The organism is Limnohabitans sp. 63ED37-2 (genome assembly GCF_001412535.1).
Taxonomy (GTDB): Bacteria; Pseudomonadota; Gammaproteobacteria; order Burkholderiales; family Burkholderiaceae_C; genus Limnohabitans_A.
In genome coordinates, this window is sequence record NZ_CP011774.1 from 1,628,874 (window position 1) to 1,648,913 (window position 20,040).

Genomic DNA, 20,040 nt, shown 5'->3' on the forward strand with positions numbered 1-20,040 from the left:
TTGACTGCTCACACCGAAGCAGCCAAAAGCATCAAAAGATAATACATCAGGACCGGACTGCGACCACCCAGCACAGGACCGCCTTCGCTGGTATTTTCACCTCAAGCGTGTCAGATGGCGCTCGGCCTCCTCGCGACTGCGAGCATCCAAGGCCAGCAAATCGTCCAGACCATCCGGTGGCGAGCACTGCAAACTGTCAAGCGTGGCACGGTTGAGCTCATGGATTTGGTCAAAGCGGATGCGCTTGTTCAGGAAGCCCTCCACAGCGACTTCGTTGGCCGCGTTCAAAATGGCGCAACTGCCGGGCGCACCGCGCAAGGTTTCCCAGGCCAGGCGCAAACCCGGAAAACGCTGGACATGCGCTGGCTCGTCCATGGCTTCGAAAGTCATGGCAGCCAGCGCGTGAAAGTCCAGCGGTGCTGCACCCGATTCGATGCGCTCCGGCCAGCTCAGACCGTATGCGATGGGCACACGCATGTCGGGCGTGCCCAATTGCGCCACCACCGAATGGTCGCGGTACTGCACCATGGAGTGGATGACGCTTTGCGGATGAATCACCACCTCCAATTGATCGGGCGAGAGTCCGAACAAATAACGCGCCTCGATCACCTCCAAAGCCTTGTTCATCATGGTGGCCGAATCCACCGAGATTTTTCGACCCATGACCCAATTGGGGTGGGCGCAAGCCTGCTCGGGTGTGACATCTCTTAAGGTGCGTGGATCCCGGGTGCGGAATGGGCCGCCGGAGGCCGTCAAAATGATCTTTTGTACACGCCGCTGCCAGCTCGATGGATCCTCGGGCAAAGACTGGAAAATCGCCGAATGCTCGCTGTCGATGGGCAGCAACAGTGCGCCGCCCTCTCGCACAGCCCGCAAAAACACTTCGCCACCCACAACCAAGGCTTCTTTATTGGCCAGCATCAGGCGCTTGCCCGCACGCGCTGCCGCAATACAGGGCGACAAACCCGCCGCACCCACAATGGCGGCCATCACAGAATCCACCTGAGGCGCCGAAGCCACGTCGTCCAAAGCCGCAGTGCTCCAACGCACCTGCACGGGCAGGCCTTCAGCCTTCACCCTCTCGGCCAATTGACGGCCCGCCGACTCCTGCACCATCACGGCCACTTCGGGTTTGAATCGGGCACATTGGGCCAGCATCAGATCCACTTGGCTGGAGGCGGTCAGCGCATGGATTCGGTATTGTTCCGGGTGGCGACTGAGCACATCCAGCGTGCTGGTGCCAATGGAGCCGGTTGAGCCCAAAATTGTGATGCACTGTTGTTTGTTCATGCCAGAGGTCTCCACATCAAATCCAGGCCACCAGCATCATGGCCAAAGGCAATGTCGGCAACAAGGCGTCCACCCTGTCCAGCACGCCGCCATGGCCGGGCAACAGGCCCGAGCTGTCCTTCATGCCCGCACTGCGTTTGACCAGGGACTCCACCAAATCGCCCACCACACTCATGGCCGACATCAAAAGCAAGGCCGGCACGGCCACCCCTGCACCCCGCTCCCACAGCAGGGTGTAAAAACTGGCTGCGCTTGGGCCCTGAGTTTGGTCAAAAACCGTCCAAAGCCAGGACACCAAAAAGACACCCAACATGCCACCCAGCACCCCTTCCCAGCTTTTACCAGGACTGATGGCTGGCGCCAGCTTGACGGGAAAGATCCGCCCCCCCAAACCACGGCCAAAGAAATAGGCAAAAACATCGGCCGCCCAAACCAGGACCAGCACCGACAGCAAAAAATTTACGCCACGCTGGTGGGCTTGCGCCAAAGCCAACCAGGCCAAGGCCAGCAAAAACAGGCCCGCCCACCAACGCGACGAACGTGACCAAAGCGCCCATCCGGATACGCCACGCCGGATCATCCAGGCACCCAACAAAACCCACATGGCTCCGGCCACCAGCCACAACTGGGGGGGTGTCGATTGCAACCAGCCCGCCAAAGTGGACAAGGCACAGGCAGCGACACACACCAAACTGCCCACCCAAGCCTGCACAGGCCCCACCCCGTTGAGCCGCCCCCACTCCCAAGCACCCGCGGCGATCAACACCAAGGTCAGCGCCATGAAAGGCCAAGGATGGGCTGCAAACAAAGCGGGCAGCAGCAAGGCCAGCAAGGCCAGGGCGGTGATGACGCGTTGTTTGAGCAAGGGTTCTCCAGAAAAAAAGGCCGCCAAATAAAAAGGGCCGCATAAAAAAAGGGCCGCCAATTGGGCGGCCCATCAGGCCGTGATGAGCCACGGCACCAAATTCAATCTCAGACGGCCATGATCTCTTGTTCTTTGGCCGCGACCAACTGGTCAATTTCGGTCATGCGCTTGTCGGTCAGTTTCTGGACATCGGCTTCGGCACGCTTTTGATCGTCCTCAGACGCTTCCTTGTCCTTGACCAGTTTCTTCACCGATTCGTTCGCATCGCGGCGCAAATTGCGGATTGCGATCTTGCCGTTCTCGCCTTCGGTGCGGGCCAGCTTGGTCATTTCCTTGCGGCGCTCTTCGCTCATGGGGGGCATGGGCACTCGGATCAAATCACCCATGGAAGCGGGGTTCAGGCCCAGCTCGCTTTCGCGGATGGCTTTTTCGATCTTGGCACCCATGCCTTTTTCCCAAGGCTGCACACTGATGGTGCGCGAGTCCATCAAGGACACGTTGGCCACTTGCGACAAAGGCACCATGGAGCCGTAGTAATCGACATGGATGGTGTCGAGCAAGGCCGGATTGGCACGCCCGGTGCGAATCTTGGTCAGGTTGTTTTTGAAAGCCGCAATGGATTGCTCCATTTTGGTTTCGGTTGTTTTCTTGATGTCTGCAATGGTCATGGGGTTCTCCTCGTCAGAACGGGCTCAAGCATAAACCAGGGTGCCTTCGTCCTCACCCAGCACCACGCGCTTCAAAGCGCCGTTCTTGATGATCGAAAACACCTTGATCGGCAGTTTCTGGTCGCGGCACAAGGCAAAAGCCGTGGCGTCCATGATGCCCAAATTGCGTGAAATGGCTTCGTCGAAGCTGATTTCGCTGTAACGCGTGGCAGAGGGGTCTTTTTTGGGATCGGCTGTGTACACACCATCCACCTTGGTGGCCTTGAGCACCATCTCGGCGCCAATCTCAGCACCACGCAAAGCAGCGGCTGTGTCGGTGGTGAAAAACGGATTGCCTGTGCCCGCCGCAAACACCACGACCTTGCCCTCTTCGAGGTACTGCAAGGCCTTGGGTCGCACATAGGGTTCGACCACTTGGTCAATGCCAATCGCCGACATCACACGCGCGGTCAAACCGGCCTTGTCCAAAGCATCGGCCAAGGCCAGGGAATTCATGACCGTGGCCAACATGCCCATGTAATCGGCCGTGGCACGGTCCATGCCCACAGAACCACCCGCCACACCTCGGAAGATGTTGCCGCCACCAATGACCACAGCGACCTGAACGCCCAGACGGTTGATCTCGGCGATCTCTTCGGCCATGCGCACGATGGTGGCGCGGTTAATGCCAAAGGCATCATCCCCCATCAGGGCCTCACCGGACAGCTTGAGCAAAATACGCTTGTAGGCTGGCTTGGCAGAGGACATGATGGGCTCCTGGGTGATCAATGTGGACAATAAAAACGAATCAACAGGTCAAGAGGTTCAGGCGGCAGCGTTTTGAGCTGCAGCCACTTGAGCCGCCACTTCTGCAGCAAAATCGTCGACCTTCTTCTCGATACCTTCGCCGACCACGTACAAGGTGAACGCCTTGACGGTGGTGCCAGCAGCCTTGAGCATTTGCTCGACGGTCTGCTTGTCATTCTTGACAAAAGACTGGTTGAACAAAGACACCTCTTTGAGGTACTTTTGCACAGAGCCTTCGACCATCTTGGTGGCGATGTCGGCAGGCTTGCCGGACTCAGCAGCCTTGGCCGCAGCGACCGAGCGCTCTTTTTCGATCAACTCAGCAGGCACTTCGGCGCTGGTCAAAGACACAGGCTTCATGGCGGCCACGTGCATGGCAACGTCTTTGGCAGCAGTTTCGTCACCTTCGTACTCGACCAACACGCCGATGCGGGTGCCGTGCAAGTAGTTGGCGATCTTGGCAGCACCAGCGGCACGCTTGAAACGGCGGAAGCTCATGTTCTCGCCGATCTTGCCGATCAGGCCTTTGCGCACGTCTTCCAATGTCGGGCCAAAGCTGTCTTGGCTGTAAGGCAATGCACCCAAAGCAGCGATGTCGGCAGGGTTGTGCTCGGCCACCAACTTGGCAGCAGCGTTGGCCAAAGCCAGGAAGCTGTCGTTTTTGGTCACGAAGTCGGTTTCGCAGTTCACTTCGATCATGGCGCCTGTGGTGCCGTTCACAAAGCTGGTCACCACGCCTTCGGCGGTCACGCGGGAAGCGGCTTTGCCAGCCTTGGTGCCCAGCTTGACGCGCAGCAACTCTTCGGCTTTGGCCATGTCGCCTTCGGCTTCGGTCAGAGCTTTTTTGCACTCCATCATGGGGGCGTCGGTTTTTGCACGCAGTTCAGCGACCATGCTTGCGGTAATTGCAGCCATTTGATTTCTCCGTATTCAGTCTAAAAGTCAGATTAAAAAAAAGGGGCCACAAAGCCCCTTTCATCGAGTGTTGGGAACTCAGGCAGAAGCGTTGGCTTCTTCGACGAACTCGTCAGAGCCTTCGGTCACAGCTTTGACCACGTCGTTGACCGCATTGGCACGGCCTTCGATGATCGCGTCAGCAATGCCGCGGGCGTACAAAGCCACGGCCTTGGCCGAGTCGTCGTTGCCGGGAATGATGTAGTCGATACCTTCGGGCGAGTGGTTGGAGTCCACCACACCGATCAAAGGGATGCCCAATTTCTTGGCTTCCGAAATGGCGATCTTGTGGTAACCGACGTCGATCACGAAAATCGCATCAGGCAAAGCCGCCATGTCCTGGATGCCACCGATGTCTTTTTCGAGCTTTTCCATCTCGCGCTTGAACATCAGCTGTTCTTTTTTGCTCAGGCTGTCGAGGCCGACTTCTTGCTGAGCCTTCATGTCCTTCAGACGCTTGATCGAGGTCTTGACGGTCTTGAAGTTGGTCAGCATGCCGCCCAGCCAGCGCTGGTCGACGAAAGGCACGCCCGCACGCTGGGCTTCAGCAGCCACCAGCTCACGGGCTTGGCGCTTGGTGCCCACCATCAGGATGGTGCCGCGGTTGGCAGACAGTTGCTTGGCGAACTTGATCGCATCCTGGAACATCGGCAACGACTTTTCCAGGTTGATGATGTGGATTTTATTGCGGTGACCGAAGATGAAGGGGGCCATCTTGGGGTTCCAGAAGCGGGTTTGGTGACCGAAGTGGACACCGGCTTCCAGCATTTCGCGCATGGTAACGGACATAAAAATACTCCAAAGGTTGGGTCTAAAACCAGTCCACTGATTGCACACAAACTGTTAGACAGAGTGCGCAACACCTTGACGGGACGGATTCGCGGATGAACTTCGCTGGGCTTGTGGACTATTTGATGTGATGTTGATCATGACACTCAAAAGACAGCACCCTCGCTCTGCAAAGCCTTAGGATTATAGCATCCTGACCCACCCGAAAGTGCCCCAACCCATGAAAGCTGACCTGATCGCCACCCGGCAAGCCATCCGAGCTGGGTCCACGACAGCCCAAGCCGCCGCCCAAGCTAGTTTGGCTGTGGCGCAGAGCCAGGCATGCCAGCACGTCTTTATGCAACTCACACCCGAGGCATTGCAGCGCACAGCTGGCCAACCCCAAATAGGCCAAACCCCACTCGCGGGCCTCGCCGTGTCGATCAAAGACCTGTTTGACGTCCAAGGTCAGATCACCCAAGCGGGCTCGGTGGTTCTGCAAAATCAGCCCCCTGCTCGGGCGGACTGCCTGGCGGTGGCGCGTTTGCGGGCCACAGGCGCAGGCCTGATCGGGCGCACCAACATGGTCGAATTTGCATTCTCTGGCGTAGGCACCAACCCCCATTACGGCACACCCGCCGCTTGGGACGGGCTCTACGACCAAGTGGTTGGCGCCCCCGGCCATGCCTATGCGCCCGGCGGATCCAGCTCGGGAGCGGCCGTGTCGGTGGCCACCGGTGCCGCCTTCATCGGTCTGGGCTCGGACACGGGCGGCTCCATCCGGGTGCCCGCCGCCCTGAACGGCATCGTGGGCTTCAAAAACACCGCCCGCTTGGTGCCCACACAAGGCGCCCTGCCCCTGTCCACCACGCTCGACACCGTGTGTGCCATGACTCGCACCGTTCGGGACGCGGTTTTGGCCCATGAAGTGCTGTCCGCCAGGCGCGTCCCCCAAGGTCACCGGCCACTTTCCGACTACCGCCTGGCCGTGGTCAAAAGCCTGATGCAGGACAACATGGATGCCACGGTGACGCGGGCTTTTGAGAGCAGCCTCAACACCTTGCGGGCCGCCGGGGCGCACATCGACGAGATCGCCCTGAGCGAACTGAACGAGCTGGCCCCCATGATGGCCACAGGTGGCTTCAGCCCAGCCGAGGGCTTCGCCTGGCACCGTGAGTTGCTGGCCCGAGACAGTGCACGCTACGACCCCCGCGTCCTGCAGCGACTGATGCGCGGGTCCGGCATGAAAGCCCATGAATACATGGATTTGGTGCAAGCCCGTCAGCAATGGATTCACCGCGTCGAAAAAGCGCTGACGGGTTACGACGCTGTGCTCTCGCCCACCACACCCATCACCGGCCCAAACATCAGCACCGTGGCCCCAGGCGAGGAGCGTGATCAAGAGTTTTTCAGGGTCAACGGCTTGCTTCTGCGCAACACCAGCGCCGTGAACACACTCGACGGCTGCGGCATCTCCCTGCCCTGCCACGCACCCGGCGAGCTGCCTGTGGGCTTGATGGCCTGGCACGCGGCCATGCACGATGACACCATTTTGCAGCTGGCCTTGCTGCTCGAACCCTTGCTGCAACAGCACTGAAGCCATGCACACCCTGAGCCGCTCACACGCCTGGCCTGCTCTCGGGCCAAGCCAAGTGCGGCAGCTCGAACCTGCGCTGCAGACCCTCAGCGCAACGCCTTTGATGCAAAGCGCGGGTCTGGCCTGCGCCCGACTGGCGCTCGCCGTGGCGCCGCATGCCCGGCGCGTTTGGGTGGCTGCTGGTCCGGGCAACAACGGCGGCGACGGCCTAGAGGCCGCTTTGCTCCTGCACCAATGGGGCAAAGAAGTGGTGGTCAGCCTCGTGAACTCAACCGGACCCGGCCCGGCCGATGCCCGAGCGGCCTTGCAACGGGCACAAGAAGCGGGCGTGCGCATCCAACCGGACGTGCCCACCGAGTGGCTTGCGCAGCTGGACGCGCAGGACCTGTGCATTGACGCCCTGCTGGGCATCGGTGCCACGCGGCCCTTGAGCGCCGATTTGCGGGCCTGCGTGCAGGCCATGCAAAACGGCCAGGCGCCTGTGTTGGCCATCGACGTACCCACCGGGCTGAATCCGCAATCGGGCCAGTGGCTGGGCGGCGACAGCGGGGACGCCATGGCCGTGCATGCCGACCACACACTCAGCCTCATCGCGGTGCAAGCGGGTCTGCTCATGGGGCATGGGCGCGACGCCAGTGGCCAAATCTGGCTCGAAGACTTGGGCTATCGCCCCAGCCAGCACACCGTCCCAGCACTGGCCTGGCTCAATGCACCCTACACATCGGCACCTAAACCCCACGCCATTCACAAAGGCAGCCACGGCGATGTGGCGGTGATCGGTGGCGAAGGCATGGCCACAAACGGCATGGGCATGAGCGGCGCGGCCATTTTGGCGGCCACAGCCGCCTTGAATGCGGGTGCGGGCCGGGTCATTTTGAGTCTGCTGTCCGGCCAGGCCAACGACTACGCCCCGCCCGATGTGATGCAACGCGAATTCAAGCGGCTGGCGCTTGAACAACTGCATGTGGTCTGCGGTTGTGGTGGCGGCACCGCTGTGAATGCACTCTTGCCCGAAGTGCTGCAGCGCAGCAGCGGCCTGGTGCTGGACGCCGATGGCCTCAATGCCGTGGCGCAAGACAGCTCAATGCAAAACGCGCTGCGCCAGCGGGCTGCGCACTCGGCAACACAAGCCACCGTCATCACGCCCCACCCACTTGAAGCGGCCAGACTGCTGGGCTGCAATACGGCCCAGGTGCAAAACGACCGCCTCAAAGCGGCTCAAGAACTGGCCGAGCGCTTCCAATGTTGCGTGGTCCTCAAGGGCTCAGGCACCGTGATCGCCGCGCCCGATCAGACGCCGCGCATCAACATCACAGGCAACGGCCGACTGGCCATTGGTGGCACGGGTGATGTGCTGGCTGGGCTGGTGGGCGCACGCATGGCACAAGGCCCAAACACCCCAGAAGCCGCCTTCGATGCAGCCTGCCAAGCCGTGGCCCAACACGGCCAAGTGGCCGATGGCTGGCCGCCTGGCCAGGCCCTTACCGCCAGCCGACTGGCGAAGCGGCTGGCCTGACAAGCGACCAACCTGAACCGCCTCAGCGCCGAGGCTTCGTGGTCCTGGCACCTTTTTTCTTGGCGGCCGCTTTTTTCACCGAGGCCTTGAGCGCCTGGATGGGCGAGCGGTTGCGCTCGGCATCGGCCAAGCGACGGTCCTGGGCACCCCGCTTTTTGTTGCGCACGCCTTCAGTCGGTGCCGACAAGCCTTTGTCGCGCATGGCCCTCGGCACCAAATCGTCACCCGCCGTCACCAGCCGGAAATCGATCTTGCGCCCATCCAGGTCCACCCGACTGACCTGCACCTGCACCCGGCTGCCAATGGCATAACGGATGCCCGTGCGCTCGCCGCGCAACTCCTGGCGCAACTCGTCAAAGCGGAAATACTCGCCGCCCAGCTCGGTGATGTGCACCAGCCCCTCGACATACAAAGTGTCCAGGGTCACAAAGATGCCGAAGCTGGTGGCCGCAGAGACCACGCCGCTGTATTCCTCACCCAAATGCTCGCGCATGTACTTGCACTTGAGCCAGGCTTCCACATCCCGGCTGGCTTCGTCGGCGCGGCGCTCGTTGGCGCTGCAGTGCAGGCCCGCAGCCTCCCAGGCGCGTTGGTCGGCAGCCGACATGCGCACACGTGGTGCAGACGACTCGGGTGCGTCACCCTTGGCCGCACGGCTTTTCTCCAGCCGTTTGCTGAGCTTGGCATGCGCTTCACCCGGCACAGGCAAGCTGGGCAGTGTGTATTTGCGCTCCAGCAAGATGGCTTTGATCACCCGGTGGACCAGCAAGTCGGGATAACGCCGAATGGGGCTGGTGAAGTGGGTATAGGCCTCGTAGGCCAGACCAAAGTGGCCGCTGTTCACTGGCGTGTAAATGGCCTGCTGCATCGAGCGCAGCAACATGGTGTGGATCTGCTGTGCGTCCGGGCGGTCCTTGGTGGCGAGCGCAATTTTCTGGAACTCGCTGGTGTGCGGCTCGTCGCTGATGCTCATGCCCAAACCCAAGGCCTTGAGGTAATTGCGCAGGATGTCTTTTTTCTCGGCCGTTGGGCCTTCGTGCACTCGGAACAAACCCGGATGCTTGCCCTGCTGGATGAAGTCGGCGCTGCAGACGTTGGCCGCCAGCATGGCTTCTTCAATCAATCGGTGGGCTTCATTGCGCACACGCGGCACGATCTTCTCAATGCGGCCGCTTTCGTCACACACGATTTGTGTTTCGGTGGTTTCAAAGTCCACCGCACCACGCACTGCACGCGAGGCCAGCAAGGCACGGTACACGTCCTGCAGGTTCATCAGGTCGGTCACACGCTCTTTGCGTTTGGCCGCTTCCGGTCCACGGGTGTTGGCCAAAATGGCCGCGACTTCGGTGTAGGTGAAGCGTGCATGGCTGTGCATCACCGCCGGGTAAAACTGGTAGGCGTGCACGTCGCCCTTGGCGTTGACCAGCATGTCGCAGACCATGCACAAACGGTCCACGTCAGGGTTGAGCGAGCACAGGCCGTTGGACAATTTTTCCGGCAGCATCGGGATCACGCGGCGCGGGAAATACACGCTGGTGGCCCGGTCGTAGGCATCGATGTCAATGGCGCTGCCGGTTTGCACATAGTGGCTCACGTCAGCAATCGCCACCAGCAAGCGCCAGCCCTTGCCCCGGCCCACTTTGGCCGGTTCGCAATACACCGCATCGTCAAAGTCGCGGGCGTCTTCGCCATCAATCGTGACCAAGGGCACATCGCGCAGGTCCACCCGGTCTTTACGATCCTTGGCCAGCACCTTGTCCGGCAAACCTTTGGCCTGCTCCAAACAACCCGCAGAGAACTCGTGCGGCACGCTGTACTTGCGCACGGCAATCTCGATCTCCATGCCCGGATCGTCGATCTCGCCCAGCACCTCTTTCACGCGACCGACGGGTTGTCCGAACAAGGCGGGCGGTTCGGTCAACTCGACCACCACCACCTGGCCTGGTTTGGCCGTGCCCGTGGCGCCTTTGGGGATCATCACGTCTTGGCCGTAGCGCTTGTCTTCGGGGGCCACCAGCCACAAGCCACCTTCGTGCAGCAAGCGCCCAATGATGGGATGCTCGGGGCGCTCAACGATCTCGACAATGCGGCCTTCGGGACGGCCCTTGCGGTCCTGGCGCACGATTCGGACCTTCACACGGTCCTTGTGCAAGACGGCACGCATCTCGTTGGGCGACAGGTAAATGTCCGACTCGCTGTTGTCACGGATCAAGAACCCATGACCGTCCCGATGTCCTTGGACACTGCCTTCAATTTCTTCCAGCAAGCCGCTGGGTGGCGCTACTTTTTTGATATACAATCCTTTTATTCCTGAGGCGCCCAGATGGCGGAATTGGTAGACGCACTAGTTTCAGGTACTAGCGAGTAACATCGTGGAGGTTCGAGTCCTCTTCTGGGCACCAATCTTATCGAATCAGATAAGTTAAACACAGCACAAGCCGTTGATTTTTGGTCAACGGCTTTTTTGTTGCCTAAACCACTGTGCGTGGCTTCAAAACCTAACAAAAAGCGGCGCAACCGGGCCAACCGGAGGCTGGCCAGCGGCGCACCGCGCAACATCAAACCGGCACCCCCACCAGGTCGTGACCTTCGACACTGACGATGCGGGCTCGGGTGAATTCACCCACCTTGAGGGTTTTGCTCAATTTTTCCGGTGGCAACAAACGCACCACACCATCGATTTCGGGGGCATCGCCAAAACTGCGGCCAACGCCGCCACGGCGGCCCATGGCTGGGGCACTGTCCACCAGCACCTGCATGGTCGCGCCCAAGCGCTGGCGCAAACGCGCAATTGAGACCTCTTCGGCCACTGCCATGAATCGGGTGCGGCGCTCTTCGCGCAGCGCCTCGGGCAGCATGCCGGGCAAGTCGTTGGCCGTTGCGCCCTTGACCGGGCTGTAGGCAAAACACCCTGCGCGGTCAATCTGCGCTTCGCGCAAAAAGCCCAGCAGGTGCTCAAACTCTTCTTCGGTCTCGCCCGGGAAACCGGCGATGAAGGTGCTGCGAATCACCAACTCGGGACACAACTCGCGCCAGCGCTGGATGCGCTCCAGGTTTTTTTCACCACTGGCTGGGCGCTTCATGCGGCGCAGCACATCGGGGTGGCTGTGCTGAAATGGCACATCCAGATAAGGCAAGACCAAGCCCTGTGCCATCAAGGGGATGATGTCGTCCACGCTGGGGTAAGGGTAGACATAGTGCAAACGCACCCAAGCACCATGCTCGCGAGCCATCTCGCCCAGGGTCTGCACGAGCTCCAGCATGCGGGTCTTGACCGGCTTGCCGTCCCAAAAACCGGTGCGGTATTTCACATCCACACCGTAGGCCGAGGTGTCCTGGCTGATCACCAGCAGCTCTTTCACGCCGCCTTCAAACAAGGCTTTGGCCTCTTTCAGCACATCGCCAATCGGGCGAGAGACCAAGTCGCCACGCATGGACGGGATGATGCAAAACGTGCAGCGGTGGTTGCAGCCTTCGCTGATTTTCAAATACGCATAGTGGCGCGGCGTGAGCTTGAGGCCCGCTTCGCCAAAACCACCGGGCACCAAATCCAGAAAGGGGTCGTGCGGCTTGGGCAGGTGCGTGTGCACCGCGTCCATGACCTCTTGTGTGGCGTGGGGTCCGGTCACGGCCAGCACGCTGGGGTGCATTTCCCGCACCATATTGCCGCCGCCCTCGCCTGTCTTGGCACCCAGGCAACCGGTCACGATCACTTTGCCGTTCTCGTTCAAGGCCTCGGCAATTGTGTCCAGACTCTCCTGGATGGCTTCATCAATGAATCCACAGGTGTTGACGATCACCAGGTCGGCGCCCTCAAAGGTCTTGGAGGTCTGATAGCCCTCGGCGCTCAGCTGGGTCAGGATCAGCTCGGAATCGGTCAACGCTTTGGGGCAACCCAAGCTGACAAAACCCACTTTGGGAGCGGGCTGGCTGGTGGGCAAGGAGGCGGTAGCGGTCATTTCACTCATCCCTCCATTGTCCCTGCAAAAACGACTGGCTTGTGACAAAAGGGCATCCAGCGCCCATCAAGTCCTCAAACCCATGACACCCAAGAGTTGTTCGGTGTTCTTTTGGATCTGCTTTTGCATCTGCTCCTGCATCTGCGTCATCACGTTTTGCGAGGGGTTGGCCAGGCCCGAAAACATGTTGTGCATCATGGGCGTTTGCCACTGCATGAACTGGGCCCACACTTCCGGGCTGAGCGCCGGACTGGATTCGCTGAGCTTGCTTTGCCAATCCATGAAGGACTGCACATGGCTCTCCAAATAAGAACCCATGTGCCCCTGCATGGCATGGCCATAAAAACGGATGATGTTGGACAGCACCGCCTCGCTGAACATGGGCACACCGGCCGATTCCTCTTCCAAAATGATCTGCAGCAGGATGGACCGTGTCAGGTCTTCGCCGGTTTTGGCGTCCACCACCACCATGGGCGATGCGGCCATGACCAGTTTTTTGATCTCGGCGAGCGTCACATAGGTGGAGCTTTGTGTGTCGTACAAGCGCCGATTGGGGTATTTCTTGATGGTGCGCACAGACTGGTGCTCAGCAGCGCTGCCGCTCGCGGCTGGTTTGGTCGACTCGGCTTGGGGCTTGACCGGCACTGAAAACTCCTGATGGGGCACTGCCATTGAAAAATCTGCTGCAATGCAGCATTCTAGGCACACACCCTTGCGATGGATGCCTTGGTTTACCCTGAGCCCGCCAAGACGACTGGGCTGACAAGCCCGTGTTCTTTTTTGTTGCCCATCGCCCCGATCCACCCTCTTTACCTGCGAAAATACAAATCTATGTTCACCGGAATCATCACCGGCGTGGGGCGAATCGTCGCCATCCACGACCTGGGTCGCTCTTTACACCACGGCAAGCGCCTCACCATCGAGGCCCCCGCCGGGTACCTTGACGATGTGGGTCTGGGCGACAGCATCGCCCTGAATGGCGCTTGCATGACCGTCACCACCTTCAACCCCGAGAGCCGCCAATTCACCATCGACATCTCGGCCGAATCGCTGGACAAAACCAGTGGTTTGGACCAGCAAGGCACCGTCAACCTCGAAAAAGCACTGCGTGCCCACGACCGCCTGGGCGGCCACATCGTGTCCGGCCATGTGGATGGCGTGGGGCAAATCAGCCATTTCAAACAAATCGGTGAAAGCTGGGAATTGCGCGTCCTGGCCCCACACGCGCTGGCCAAATACCTGGCCTACAAAGGCTCGATCACCGTCAATGGCGTGAGCCTCACCGTCAACCGCGTGACCGATCTGGCCGATGGCTGCGAGATCAGCATCAACCTGATTCCCCACACCGTGGACAACACCGCCCTGGGCAGCCTGAAAGCAGGCAGCCGGGTCAACCTCGAAATCGACACCGTGGCCCGTTATGTTGAGCGCATGCTCAGCGCAGGCCTGATCCAGAAAGACTCTGCATGAACGCCCCTGCGCAACTGACACCCGTGGCGATTTCGCCCGTCGAAGACATCGTCGCCGAGATGAAAGCCGGTCGCATCGTGATCCTGGTCGACGAAGAAGACCGCGAAAACGAAGGCGACTTGGTGTTGGCGTCTGACCATGTCACGCCCGAAGCCATCAATTTCATGGCCCGATTTGGCCGGGGCCTGATTTGCCTGACACTCACCCGTGAACGCTGCGAATTCTTGAAGCTGCCGCCCATGGCCGCCCGCAACGGCACCGTCTACAGCACGGCGTTTACCGTGTCGATTGAAGCCGCCGAAGGCGTGACCACCGGCATTTCTGCCGCTGACCGCGCCCGCACGGTACAAGTGGCCGTCGCCAAAGCCAGCCAGCCCACCGATTTGGTGCAACCCGGCCACATCTTCCCGCTGCAAGCGGTCGACGGCGGCGTGCTCATGCGCGCGGGCCACACCGAAGCCGGTTGCGACCTGGCCGCCATGGCCGGTTGCAGCCCTTCGTCGGTGATCTGCGAGATCATGAAAGACGACGGCACCATGGCCCGCCTGCCCGACTTGCAACTGTTTGCAGCAGAGCACGGCCTGAAAATCGGCACCATTGCCGACCTGATCGAATACCGCAGCCGCAACGAATCGCTCGTCGAGCGCATTGGCAGCCGCAGCCTGCAAACCGCCCACGGCGAATTCACCGCCCACGCTTTTCGCGACCAGCCCAGCCAAACCGTGCACCTGGCCCTGGTCAAAGGCCAATGGTCGGCCGACTCAGAGGTTGCGGTGCGCGTGCACGAGCCGCTGTCGGTACTCGACGCGCTGGAAGTCAACCGCGCCATGCACTCCTGGAGCCTGGACGCGAGCCTGAGCTACATCAACGCCCAAGGCTGTGGCGTGGCCGTGCTGCTCAACTGCGGCGAATCGGCCGACCAGTTGCTGGCCCAGTTTGAAGGCCGCGCCCGCTCGGCCCAGGCGCCCGAGCGCGGCAAGATGGACCTGCGCACCTACGGCGTGGGCGCACAAATTTTGCGCGAATGCGGCGTGCACAAAATGCGCCTCATGGGCCAGCCGCGCCGCATGCCCAGCATGACCGGCTACGGCCTCGAAATCACCGCTTACATCCCCAAGGAATAAACATGCAAGGCGCCAACCAAGGCCAGGCCGAAGAACTCGACGGCCAATTTCTGCACATCGGCATCGTGCAAGCCCGCTTCAACGAAGACATCACCAACGCCCTGGCCAAAGCCTGCATCGAAGAACTCGAAGCCTTGGGTGTGACCAGCATCGACCACGTCATGGTGCCCGGCGCTTTGGAAGTGCCTGTGGCCCTGCAGGCCATGGCCGAGCGGGCCGAATACGACGCATTGATTGCGCTGGGCTGCATCATCCGCGGCGAAACTTACCACTTTGAGCTGGTGGCCAACGAATCCGGCGCAGGTGTAAGCCGCGTGGCGCTGGACTACAACCTGCCCATCGCCAACGCGATCTTGACCACCGAAAACCTGGAACAAGCCATCGCCCGCCAAACCGACAAAGGCCGCGACGCAGCCCGCGTGGCGGTCGAGATGGCCTGCATCATGGACGACCTGTCGGCCGACATGGCCGAGCTGGCCGATGATTTTGACGACGAAGAGACCACCCGATGACCGAAGCCACATCCACACCGGTCACCACAGACGCAGGCCAAAAGCCTGCCGCTGGCACCCGCAAATCCTCGGCCAAACCCGCCCGCAGCCGCTCGCGTGAGTTTGCTTTGCAGGCGCTTTATCAGCACCTGGTGGGCCGCAACGAAGCGGCTGACATCGACGTCTTTACCCGCGACCTCTCAGGCTTTCACAAAGCCGACTCGGCCCACTACGACGCCCTGCTTTACGGCTGCGTCGAGCAAGCCCAAGCGCTGGACGCCCTGATCGCCCCCAAGTTGGACCGCAGCTTTGCCGAAATCTCACCCGTTGAGCGGGCCATCATGTGGATTGGCGTGTATGAAATGCAGCACTGCCTCGATGTGCCTTGGCGCGTCGTGCTCAACGAGTGCATCGAGCTGGCCAAAGACTTTGGCGGCACAGACGGCCACAAATACGTGAACGCCGTGCTGAACGGCTTGGCGCCCGAACTGCGCAGCGCTGAAGTGCAAGCCGACCGCCAATCCGGTCGCGCCAAATAAGCCAGACAACCATGCGCATCTCCGAGCGTGCCGAACGCATTGAACCGTTTTATGTGATGGAGGTGGCCAAAGCCGCCTCGCAAAAAGCCCGCGAAGTTGCGCACACCGACCGGCCCGTGGTGTTCCTGAACATTGGCGAGCCCGACTTCACCGCCCCGCCCCGCGTGCAAGCTGCAGCTCAAGCAGTTGTCGCATCTGGACAAACCCAATACACCCCCGCTTTGGGCCTGGACGCCCTGCGACAGGCCATCAGCGGCTGGTACACGCAGCGCTTTGGCTTGCAGGTGCCCGCCAGCCGCATCGTGGTCACCGCGGGTGCGTCGGCCGCTTTGCAATTGGCCTGCCTGGCGCTGATTGACCGGGGCGATGAAATCCTCATGCCCGACCCCAGCTACCCCTGCAACCGCCACTTTGTGAGCGCAGCAGAAGGCACCGCGGTCTTGTTGCCCACCACAGCCGAAGAGCGCTTTCAACTCAGCGCCGCCAAAGTGGCCTCTGCTTGGGGGCCCCAAACCCGTGGCGTTTTGCTGGCCTCGCCCTCTAACCCCACCGGCACCTCGATTGACCCGACAGAGCTGGCCCGCATCATCGATGTGGTGCGCAGCCACGGCGGCATCACCCTGATCGACGAGATTTACCTGGGCCTGAGCCACGACGACCAGTTCGGTCAAAGCGCCCTGACCTTGGGCGACGACGTCATCAGCATCAACAGCTTCAGCAAATACTTCAACATGACCGGCTGGCGCTTGGGCTGGCTGGTGGTGCCCGAGCAGCTCACGCCCGTGCTGGAGCGCCTGGCGCAAAACCTCTTCATTTGCGCGAGCAGCGTGGCCCAGCATGCGGCCCTGGCCTGCTTTGAGCCCGAGAGCCTGGCCGAATACGAACGCCGCCGTGCCGAGTTCAAAGCGCGGCGCGACTACTTCATCCCCGCCCTGAACGACTTGGGCCTGACCGTCCCCGTAGCCCCCGATGGCGCGTTTTACGCCTGGGCTGACTGCACGGCGGCTTGCCAAAAGCTGGGCCTCAAAGACAGCTGGGACTTCGCCTTTGCCGCGCTGGAAAACGCCCATGTGGCCATCACGCCGGGGCGCGACTTTGGCACCGACCAAACCGCCCGCTTTGTGCGTTTTTCCACCGCCAACTCGATGGCTGAGTTGCAAACCGCCATCGCCCGCCTCAAAGCCTGGTTGCAGCCATGAACAGCAGCAACAAGCCCAGCATTTTTGAACACCCGATCCGCATCTATTGGGAAGACACCGACGCGGGCGGCATCGTGTTTTATGCCAACTACCTCAAATTTTTTGAGCGTGCACGCACCGAATGGTTGCGTGCTTTGGGCTTTGGGCAACAGGTGTTGCGTGACGAGTCGGGCGGCATGTTTGTCGTGTCCGAGACAGCCGTCAAATACCACTCGCCCGCCCGGCTGGACGACACGCTGATCGTGACGGCCGAACTGCAACACGGCGGCAAAGCCAGCCTGACCATTGCCCAGCGCGCCTATTTGCGCGCCGAGGGCCAAACCGACCGACTTTTGGCCGAAGGCACCATACGCCTGGGCTGGGTCGACAGCCACACCTTGAAACCTGGCCGCATCCCGGCCCCTGTTCTGGAAGCCCTCAAATGAACCAAGACATGTCCATCGTCTCGCTGCTGCTGGAAGCCAGCTTTGTCGTACAACTGGTGGTGCTGACTTTGCTGGGCATCTCGGTGTCCAGTTGGGCCGCCATCGTGCGCAAGATCATGGCCATCAAGCGCATCAAAAGCCTCAACGAAGAGTTTGAGCGTGTCTTTTGGTCAGGCACCAGCCTGAACGAGCTGTTCAACGCGGCCAGCCAAAACGCCAAGTTGTCCGGCCCGATGGAACGCATTTTCGCCAGTGGTATGCGCGAATACCAAAAACTGCGTGAACGCCGCATCAGTGACCCCGGCACCTTGCTCGACGGCGCACGCCGCGCCATGCGGGCCAGCTTCCAGCGCGAAATGGATGTCGCCGAATCCCAGCTGGCCTTCCTGGCATCGGTGGGCTCCATCTCGCCCTATGTGGGCCTGTTTGGCACGGTTTGGGGCATCATGCACGCCTTCACCGGCCTGGCCAGCTTGCAGCAAGTGACCTTGGCGGTCGTGGCACCGGGCATTGCCGAAGCGCTGGTGGCCACGGCCATTGGCTTGTTTGCCGCCATCCCTGCCGTGCTCGGCTACAACCGCTTCTCACACGACGTGGACCGCATCGCCATCAAGCTCGAAACCTTCATCGAAGAGTTCTCCAACATCCTGCAACGCAGCCTGGGCTCGGCTGGTACCAGCGGCTCGGCCTCTGGCCATTGAAGGAGAGCGCCATGCCTGCTGTTTCATCCCGCGGCCGTGGACGCCGCACCATCGCCGAAATCAACATGGTGCCCTTCATCGACGTGATGCTGGTGCTGCTCATCATCTTCATGGTCACGGCCCCCATGATCACCCCCAGCATGGTAGACCTGCCCAGTGTGGGCAAAGCTGCCAAACAACCCGATCAAGTGGTACAGGTGGTGATTCAGAAAGACGAACGTTTGGAACTGGTGAGCAATGGCAAGACCGACAGCGCCACATTGGCCAGCGTAGCGCCCAGCGTCAAACGCCTGGTGGGCGACAGCGAGAACACGGCCGTGGTCATCAGCGCAGACCGCACCGTCAAATACGAAACCGTGGTCCAGGTCATGGACAGCCTGCAGCGTGCGGGTATCTCCCGTGTGGGCCTGTCGGTGCAACTGGCCCCCTGAAAGACCTTGACGTGAGCGCATTGCCTGCCCCGCACCTGGAGTTCGCCCCGCCCCCCCGCCGGGCATGGGTCGCGCCTGGGCGGTCGCCGGTGCTGCGCACCTGGTGTTGTTTCTGGCGCTAGGCCTGGCCACCGCATGGAAAACGCAACCTCAAACCCTGCAAGCCGAAGCCGAATTGTGGTCGGCCGTGCCTCAAGCGGCTGCGCCTCGCCTGCAAGAGCCCCCTCCCCCGCCTCCCGAACCGGAACCGGAACCCGAGCCCCGCCGCGAGCCCCCAGCCAAGCCCTCTAAACCCGCTCCGGAACCAGCGCCTGACAACAGCCTTCGCGACGCCCAAATTGCGCTCGAAAAGAAAAAACAGGAAGAGCTGAAAAAGAAAGAAGCCGCCGAGCGCCAGCGCAAAGCCCAGGAAAAGAAGAAAAAAGAGGCCGAAGAAAAAGCCGCCAAGGACAAGGCTGAAAAGGAAAAGGCCGCCAAAGAAAAAGCCCTCAAAGAGAAAGCGGAACAAGACAAAAAAGAGCAAGACAAGAAGAAAGCCGCCGAAAAAGCCAAGGCCGACGAGAAAAAACGCCAGCAGGAGCAAGCCCAAAAAGCCAAACAAGACAAGGCCGATGAAGCTCGGGCGGAGGCTCTGCGCCAAGAAAATCTTCAACGCATGCAAGGCATGGCGGGTGCATCGGGCGGACCCAACGCCACAGGCACCGCCCTCAAATCCTCGGGCCCATCGGCCAGTTATGCCGGCCGCTTGGTGGGCCGCATCAAACCCAACATCACCTACCCAGGTGATGTTGTGGGCAACCCGCGTGCCGAGGTGGAAGTGCGTGTGGCCCCCGATGGCACCATCACCAGCCGCCGAATCGTACAGTCCAGCGGCAACAAGGCCTGGGACGATGCCGTGCTGCGGGCCATCGACAAAACCGAAATCCTGCCCAAAGACACCGATGGCCGGGTGCCACCTTTGATCGTCTTGGGTTTCCGACCCTCCGATTGACCGCCAGATCACGCGTGCGCCTTCGCCCAAAAAGATTGCCTCCAGGCATTTCCGGGTGAACCCCTCCCAAGACACCCGCCGTGGAGGGGTGTCAAGCTTGGGCGCGATCTGCCGATACCAACAAGGTGTCATTTCCTTTTCAGGCCCGACAACAGGGCTGATCCACAGCGTTCCAGGACTAACAACATGCTGAAAATTGCGGGTATATGCTTGGCCACCACCGGGCTCGTTCTGTTTTCAAGCCCCACATGGGCCCAAGGCAGTCC

20 protein-coding genes and 1 tRNA gene are annotated in these 20,040 nt (G+C 60.8%); 12 read left to right on the forward strand and 9 right to left on the reverse strand.

Going from position 1 to position 20,040, the window contains the following annotated elements; all coding sequences use genetic code 11:
- Nucleotides 1–96: 96 nt before the first annotated feature.
- From L63ED372_RS07715 to rpsB, 6 genes are all read right to left on the reverse strand, one after another.
- Nucleotides 97–1,290, reverse strand: a complete 1,194-nt coding sequence (locus tag L63ED372_RS07715; protein WP_062405020.1) for a 1-deoxy-D-xylulose-5-phosphate reductoisomerase — start codon at nucleotides 1,288–1,290, stop codon at nucleotides 97–99.
- A gap of 16 nt (nucleotides 1,291–1,306) precedes the next feature.
- Entirely contained in the window at nucleotides 1,307–2,155 is an 849-nt protein-coding gene (locus tag L63ED372_RS07720; RefSeq protein ID WP_062407806.1) for a phosphatidate cytidylyltransferase, read from the reverse strand.
- A gap of 107 nt (nucleotides 2,156–2,262) precedes the next feature.
- Entirely contained in the window at nucleotides 2,263–2,823 is a 561-nt protein-coding gene (gene frr / locus L63ED372_RS07725) for a ribosome recycling factor (RefSeq protein WP_062405022.1), read from the reverse strand.
- Between the two features lie 24 nt (nucleotides 2,824–2,847).
- Nucleotides 2,848–3,570, reverse strand: coding sequence for a UMP kinase (gene pyrH, locus L63ED372_RS07730; protein WP_062407808.1), 723 nt, complete (start codon nucleotides 3,568–3,570; stop codon nucleotides 2,848–2,850).
- 57 nt (nucleotides 3,571–3,627) lie between these two features.
- On the reverse strand, nucleotides 3,628–4,524 hold the full coding sequence (gene tsf, locus L63ED372_RS07735) for a translation elongation factor Ts (RefSeq protein ID WP_062405024.1): 897 nt from the start codon (nucleotides 4,522–4,524) through the stop codon (nucleotides 3,628–3,630).
- 78 nt (nucleotides 4,525–4,602) lie between these two features.
- Entirely contained in the window at nucleotides 4,603–5,352 is a 750-nt protein-coding gene (gene rpsB / locus L63ED372_RS07740) for a 30S ribosomal protein S2 (protein ID WP_062405026.1), read from the reverse strand.
- Nucleotides 5,353–5,572: 220 nt separating this feature from the next.
- On the opposite strand from rpsB, the gene L63ED372_RS07745 reads away from it, so the two are divergent.
- Nucleotides 5,573–6,928: an amidase gene (locus L63ED372_RS07745; RefSeq protein ID WP_062405028.1), complete on the forward strand. Its 1,356-nt coding sequence runs from the start codon at nucleotides 5,573–5,575 to the stop codon at nucleotides 6,926–6,928.
- A gap of 4 nt (nucleotides 6,929–6,932) precedes the next feature.
- Nucleotides 6,933–8,444 carry a bifunctional ADP-dependent NAD(P)H-hydrate dehydratase/NAD(P)H-hydrate epimerase gene (locus L63ED372_RS07750; protein WP_062405029.1) on the forward strand — a complete coding sequence of 504 codons (1,512 nt, stop codon included), beginning with the start codon at nucleotides 6,933–6,935 and terminating at the stop codon, nucleotides 8,442–8,444.
- A gap of 22 nt (nucleotides 8,445–8,466) precedes the next feature.
- Here the strand turns inward: L63ED372_RS07750 and rnr are convergent, their stop codons facing one another.
- A complete protein-coding gene (gene rnr / locus L63ED372_RS07755) occupies nucleotides 8,467–10,743 on the reverse strand; it encodes a ribonuclease R (RefSeq protein WP_062405031.1) in 2,277 nt (758 codons plus the stop codon).
- An 18-nt stretch (nucleotides 10,744–10,761) separates the two neighbouring features.
- Here rnr and L63ED372_RS07760 point away from each other — a divergent pair.
- A tRNA-Leu gene (locus tag L63ED372_RS07760) sits at nucleotides 10,762–10,846 on the forward strand.
- Nucleotides 10,847–11,002: 156 nt separating this feature from the next.
- Here L63ED372_RS07760 and rimO read toward each other — a convergent pair.
- A complete protein-coding gene (gene rimO / locus L63ED372_RS07765) occupies nucleotides 11,003–12,412 on the reverse strand; it encodes a 30S ribosomal protein S12 methylthiotransferase RimO (protein WP_062405034.1) in 1,410 nt (469 codons plus the stop codon).
- Between the two features lie 57 nt (nucleotides 12,413–12,469).
- Nucleotides 12,470–13,075 carry a polyhydroxyalkanoate synthesis repressor PhaR gene (gene phaR / locus L63ED372_RS07770; RefSeq protein ID WP_062405036.1) on the reverse strand — a complete coding sequence of 202 codons (606 nt, stop codon included), beginning with the start codon at nucleotides 13,073–13,075 and terminating at the stop codon, nucleotides 12,470–12,472.
- A 159-nt stretch (nucleotides 13,076–13,234) separates the two neighbouring features.
- Here phaR and L63ED372_RS07775 point away from each other — a divergent pair, with 159 nt between their 5' ends.
- From L63ED372_RS07775 to tolA, 9 genes are all read left to right on the forward strand, one after another.
- On the forward strand, nucleotides 13,235–13,873 hold the full coding sequence (locus L63ED372_RS07775) for a riboflavin synthase (protein WP_062405038.1): 639 nt from the start codon (nucleotides 13,235–13,237) through the stop codon (nucleotides 13,871–13,873).
- Nucleotides 13,870–14,997 carry a bifunctional 3,4-dihydroxy-2-butanone-4-phosphate synthase/GTP cyclohydrolase II gene (gene ribBA, locus L63ED372_RS07780; RefSeq protein ID WP_062405040.1) on the forward strand — a complete coding sequence of 376 codons (1,128 nt, stop codon included), beginning with the start codon at nucleotides 13,870–13,872 and terminating at the stop codon, nucleotides 14,995–14,997. The genes L63ED372_RS07775 and ribBA overlap by 4 nt, the downstream gene beginning before the upstream one ends.
- Before the next feature lie 2 nt (nucleotides 14,998–14,999).
- The gene (ribH, locus tag L63ED372_RS07785; protein ID WP_062405042.1) at nucleotides 15,000–15,509 is read left to right on the forward strand and encodes a 6,7-dimethyl-8-ribityllumazine synthase; all 510 of its coding nucleotides are present in this window, start codon (nucleotides 15,000–15,002) and stop codon (nucleotides 15,507–15,509) included.
- Entirely contained in the window at nucleotides 15,506–16,027 is a 522-nt protein-coding gene (gene nusB / locus L63ED372_RS07790; RefSeq protein WP_062405044.1) for a transcription antitermination factor NusB, read from the forward strand. Before ribH ends, nusB begins: the two co-directional genes overlap by 4 nt.
- Before the next feature lie 11 nt (nucleotides 16,028–16,038).
- On the forward strand, nucleotides 16,039–17,226 hold the full coding sequence (locus L63ED372_RS07795) for a pyridoxal phosphate-dependent aminotransferase (protein WP_062405046.1): 1,188 nt from the start codon (nucleotides 16,039–16,041) through the stop codon (nucleotides 17,224–17,226).
- Complete coding sequence (gene ybgC / locus L63ED372_RS07800) at nucleotides 17,223–17,651, forward strand: tol-pal system-associated acyl-CoA thioesterase (protein WP_062405048.1); 429 nt, start codon at nucleotides 17,223–17,225, stop codon at nucleotides 17,649–17,651. Before L63ED372_RS07795 ends, ybgC begins: the two co-directional genes overlap by 4 nt.
- On the forward strand, nucleotides 17,648–18,352 hold the full coding sequence (tolQ, locus tag L63ED372_RS07805; protein WP_062405050.1) for a protein TolQ: 705 nt from the start codon (nucleotides 17,648–17,650) through the stop codon (nucleotides 18,350–18,352). The genes ybgC and tolQ overlap by 4 nt, the downstream gene beginning before the upstream one ends.
- Before the next feature lie 11 nt (nucleotides 18,353–18,363).
- Entirely contained in the window at nucleotides 18,364–18,783 is a 420-nt protein-coding gene (locus L63ED372_RS07810) for an ExbD/TolR family protein (RefSeq protein WP_062405052.1), read from the forward strand.
- 64 nt (nucleotides 18,784–18,847) lie between these two features.
- A complete protein-coding gene (gene tolA, locus L63ED372_RS07815) occupies nucleotides 18,848–19,774 on the forward strand; it encodes a cell envelope integrity protein TolA (protein WP_062405054.1) in 927 nt (308 codons plus the stop codon).
- Nucleotides 19,775–20,040 lie beyond the last annotated feature (266 nt).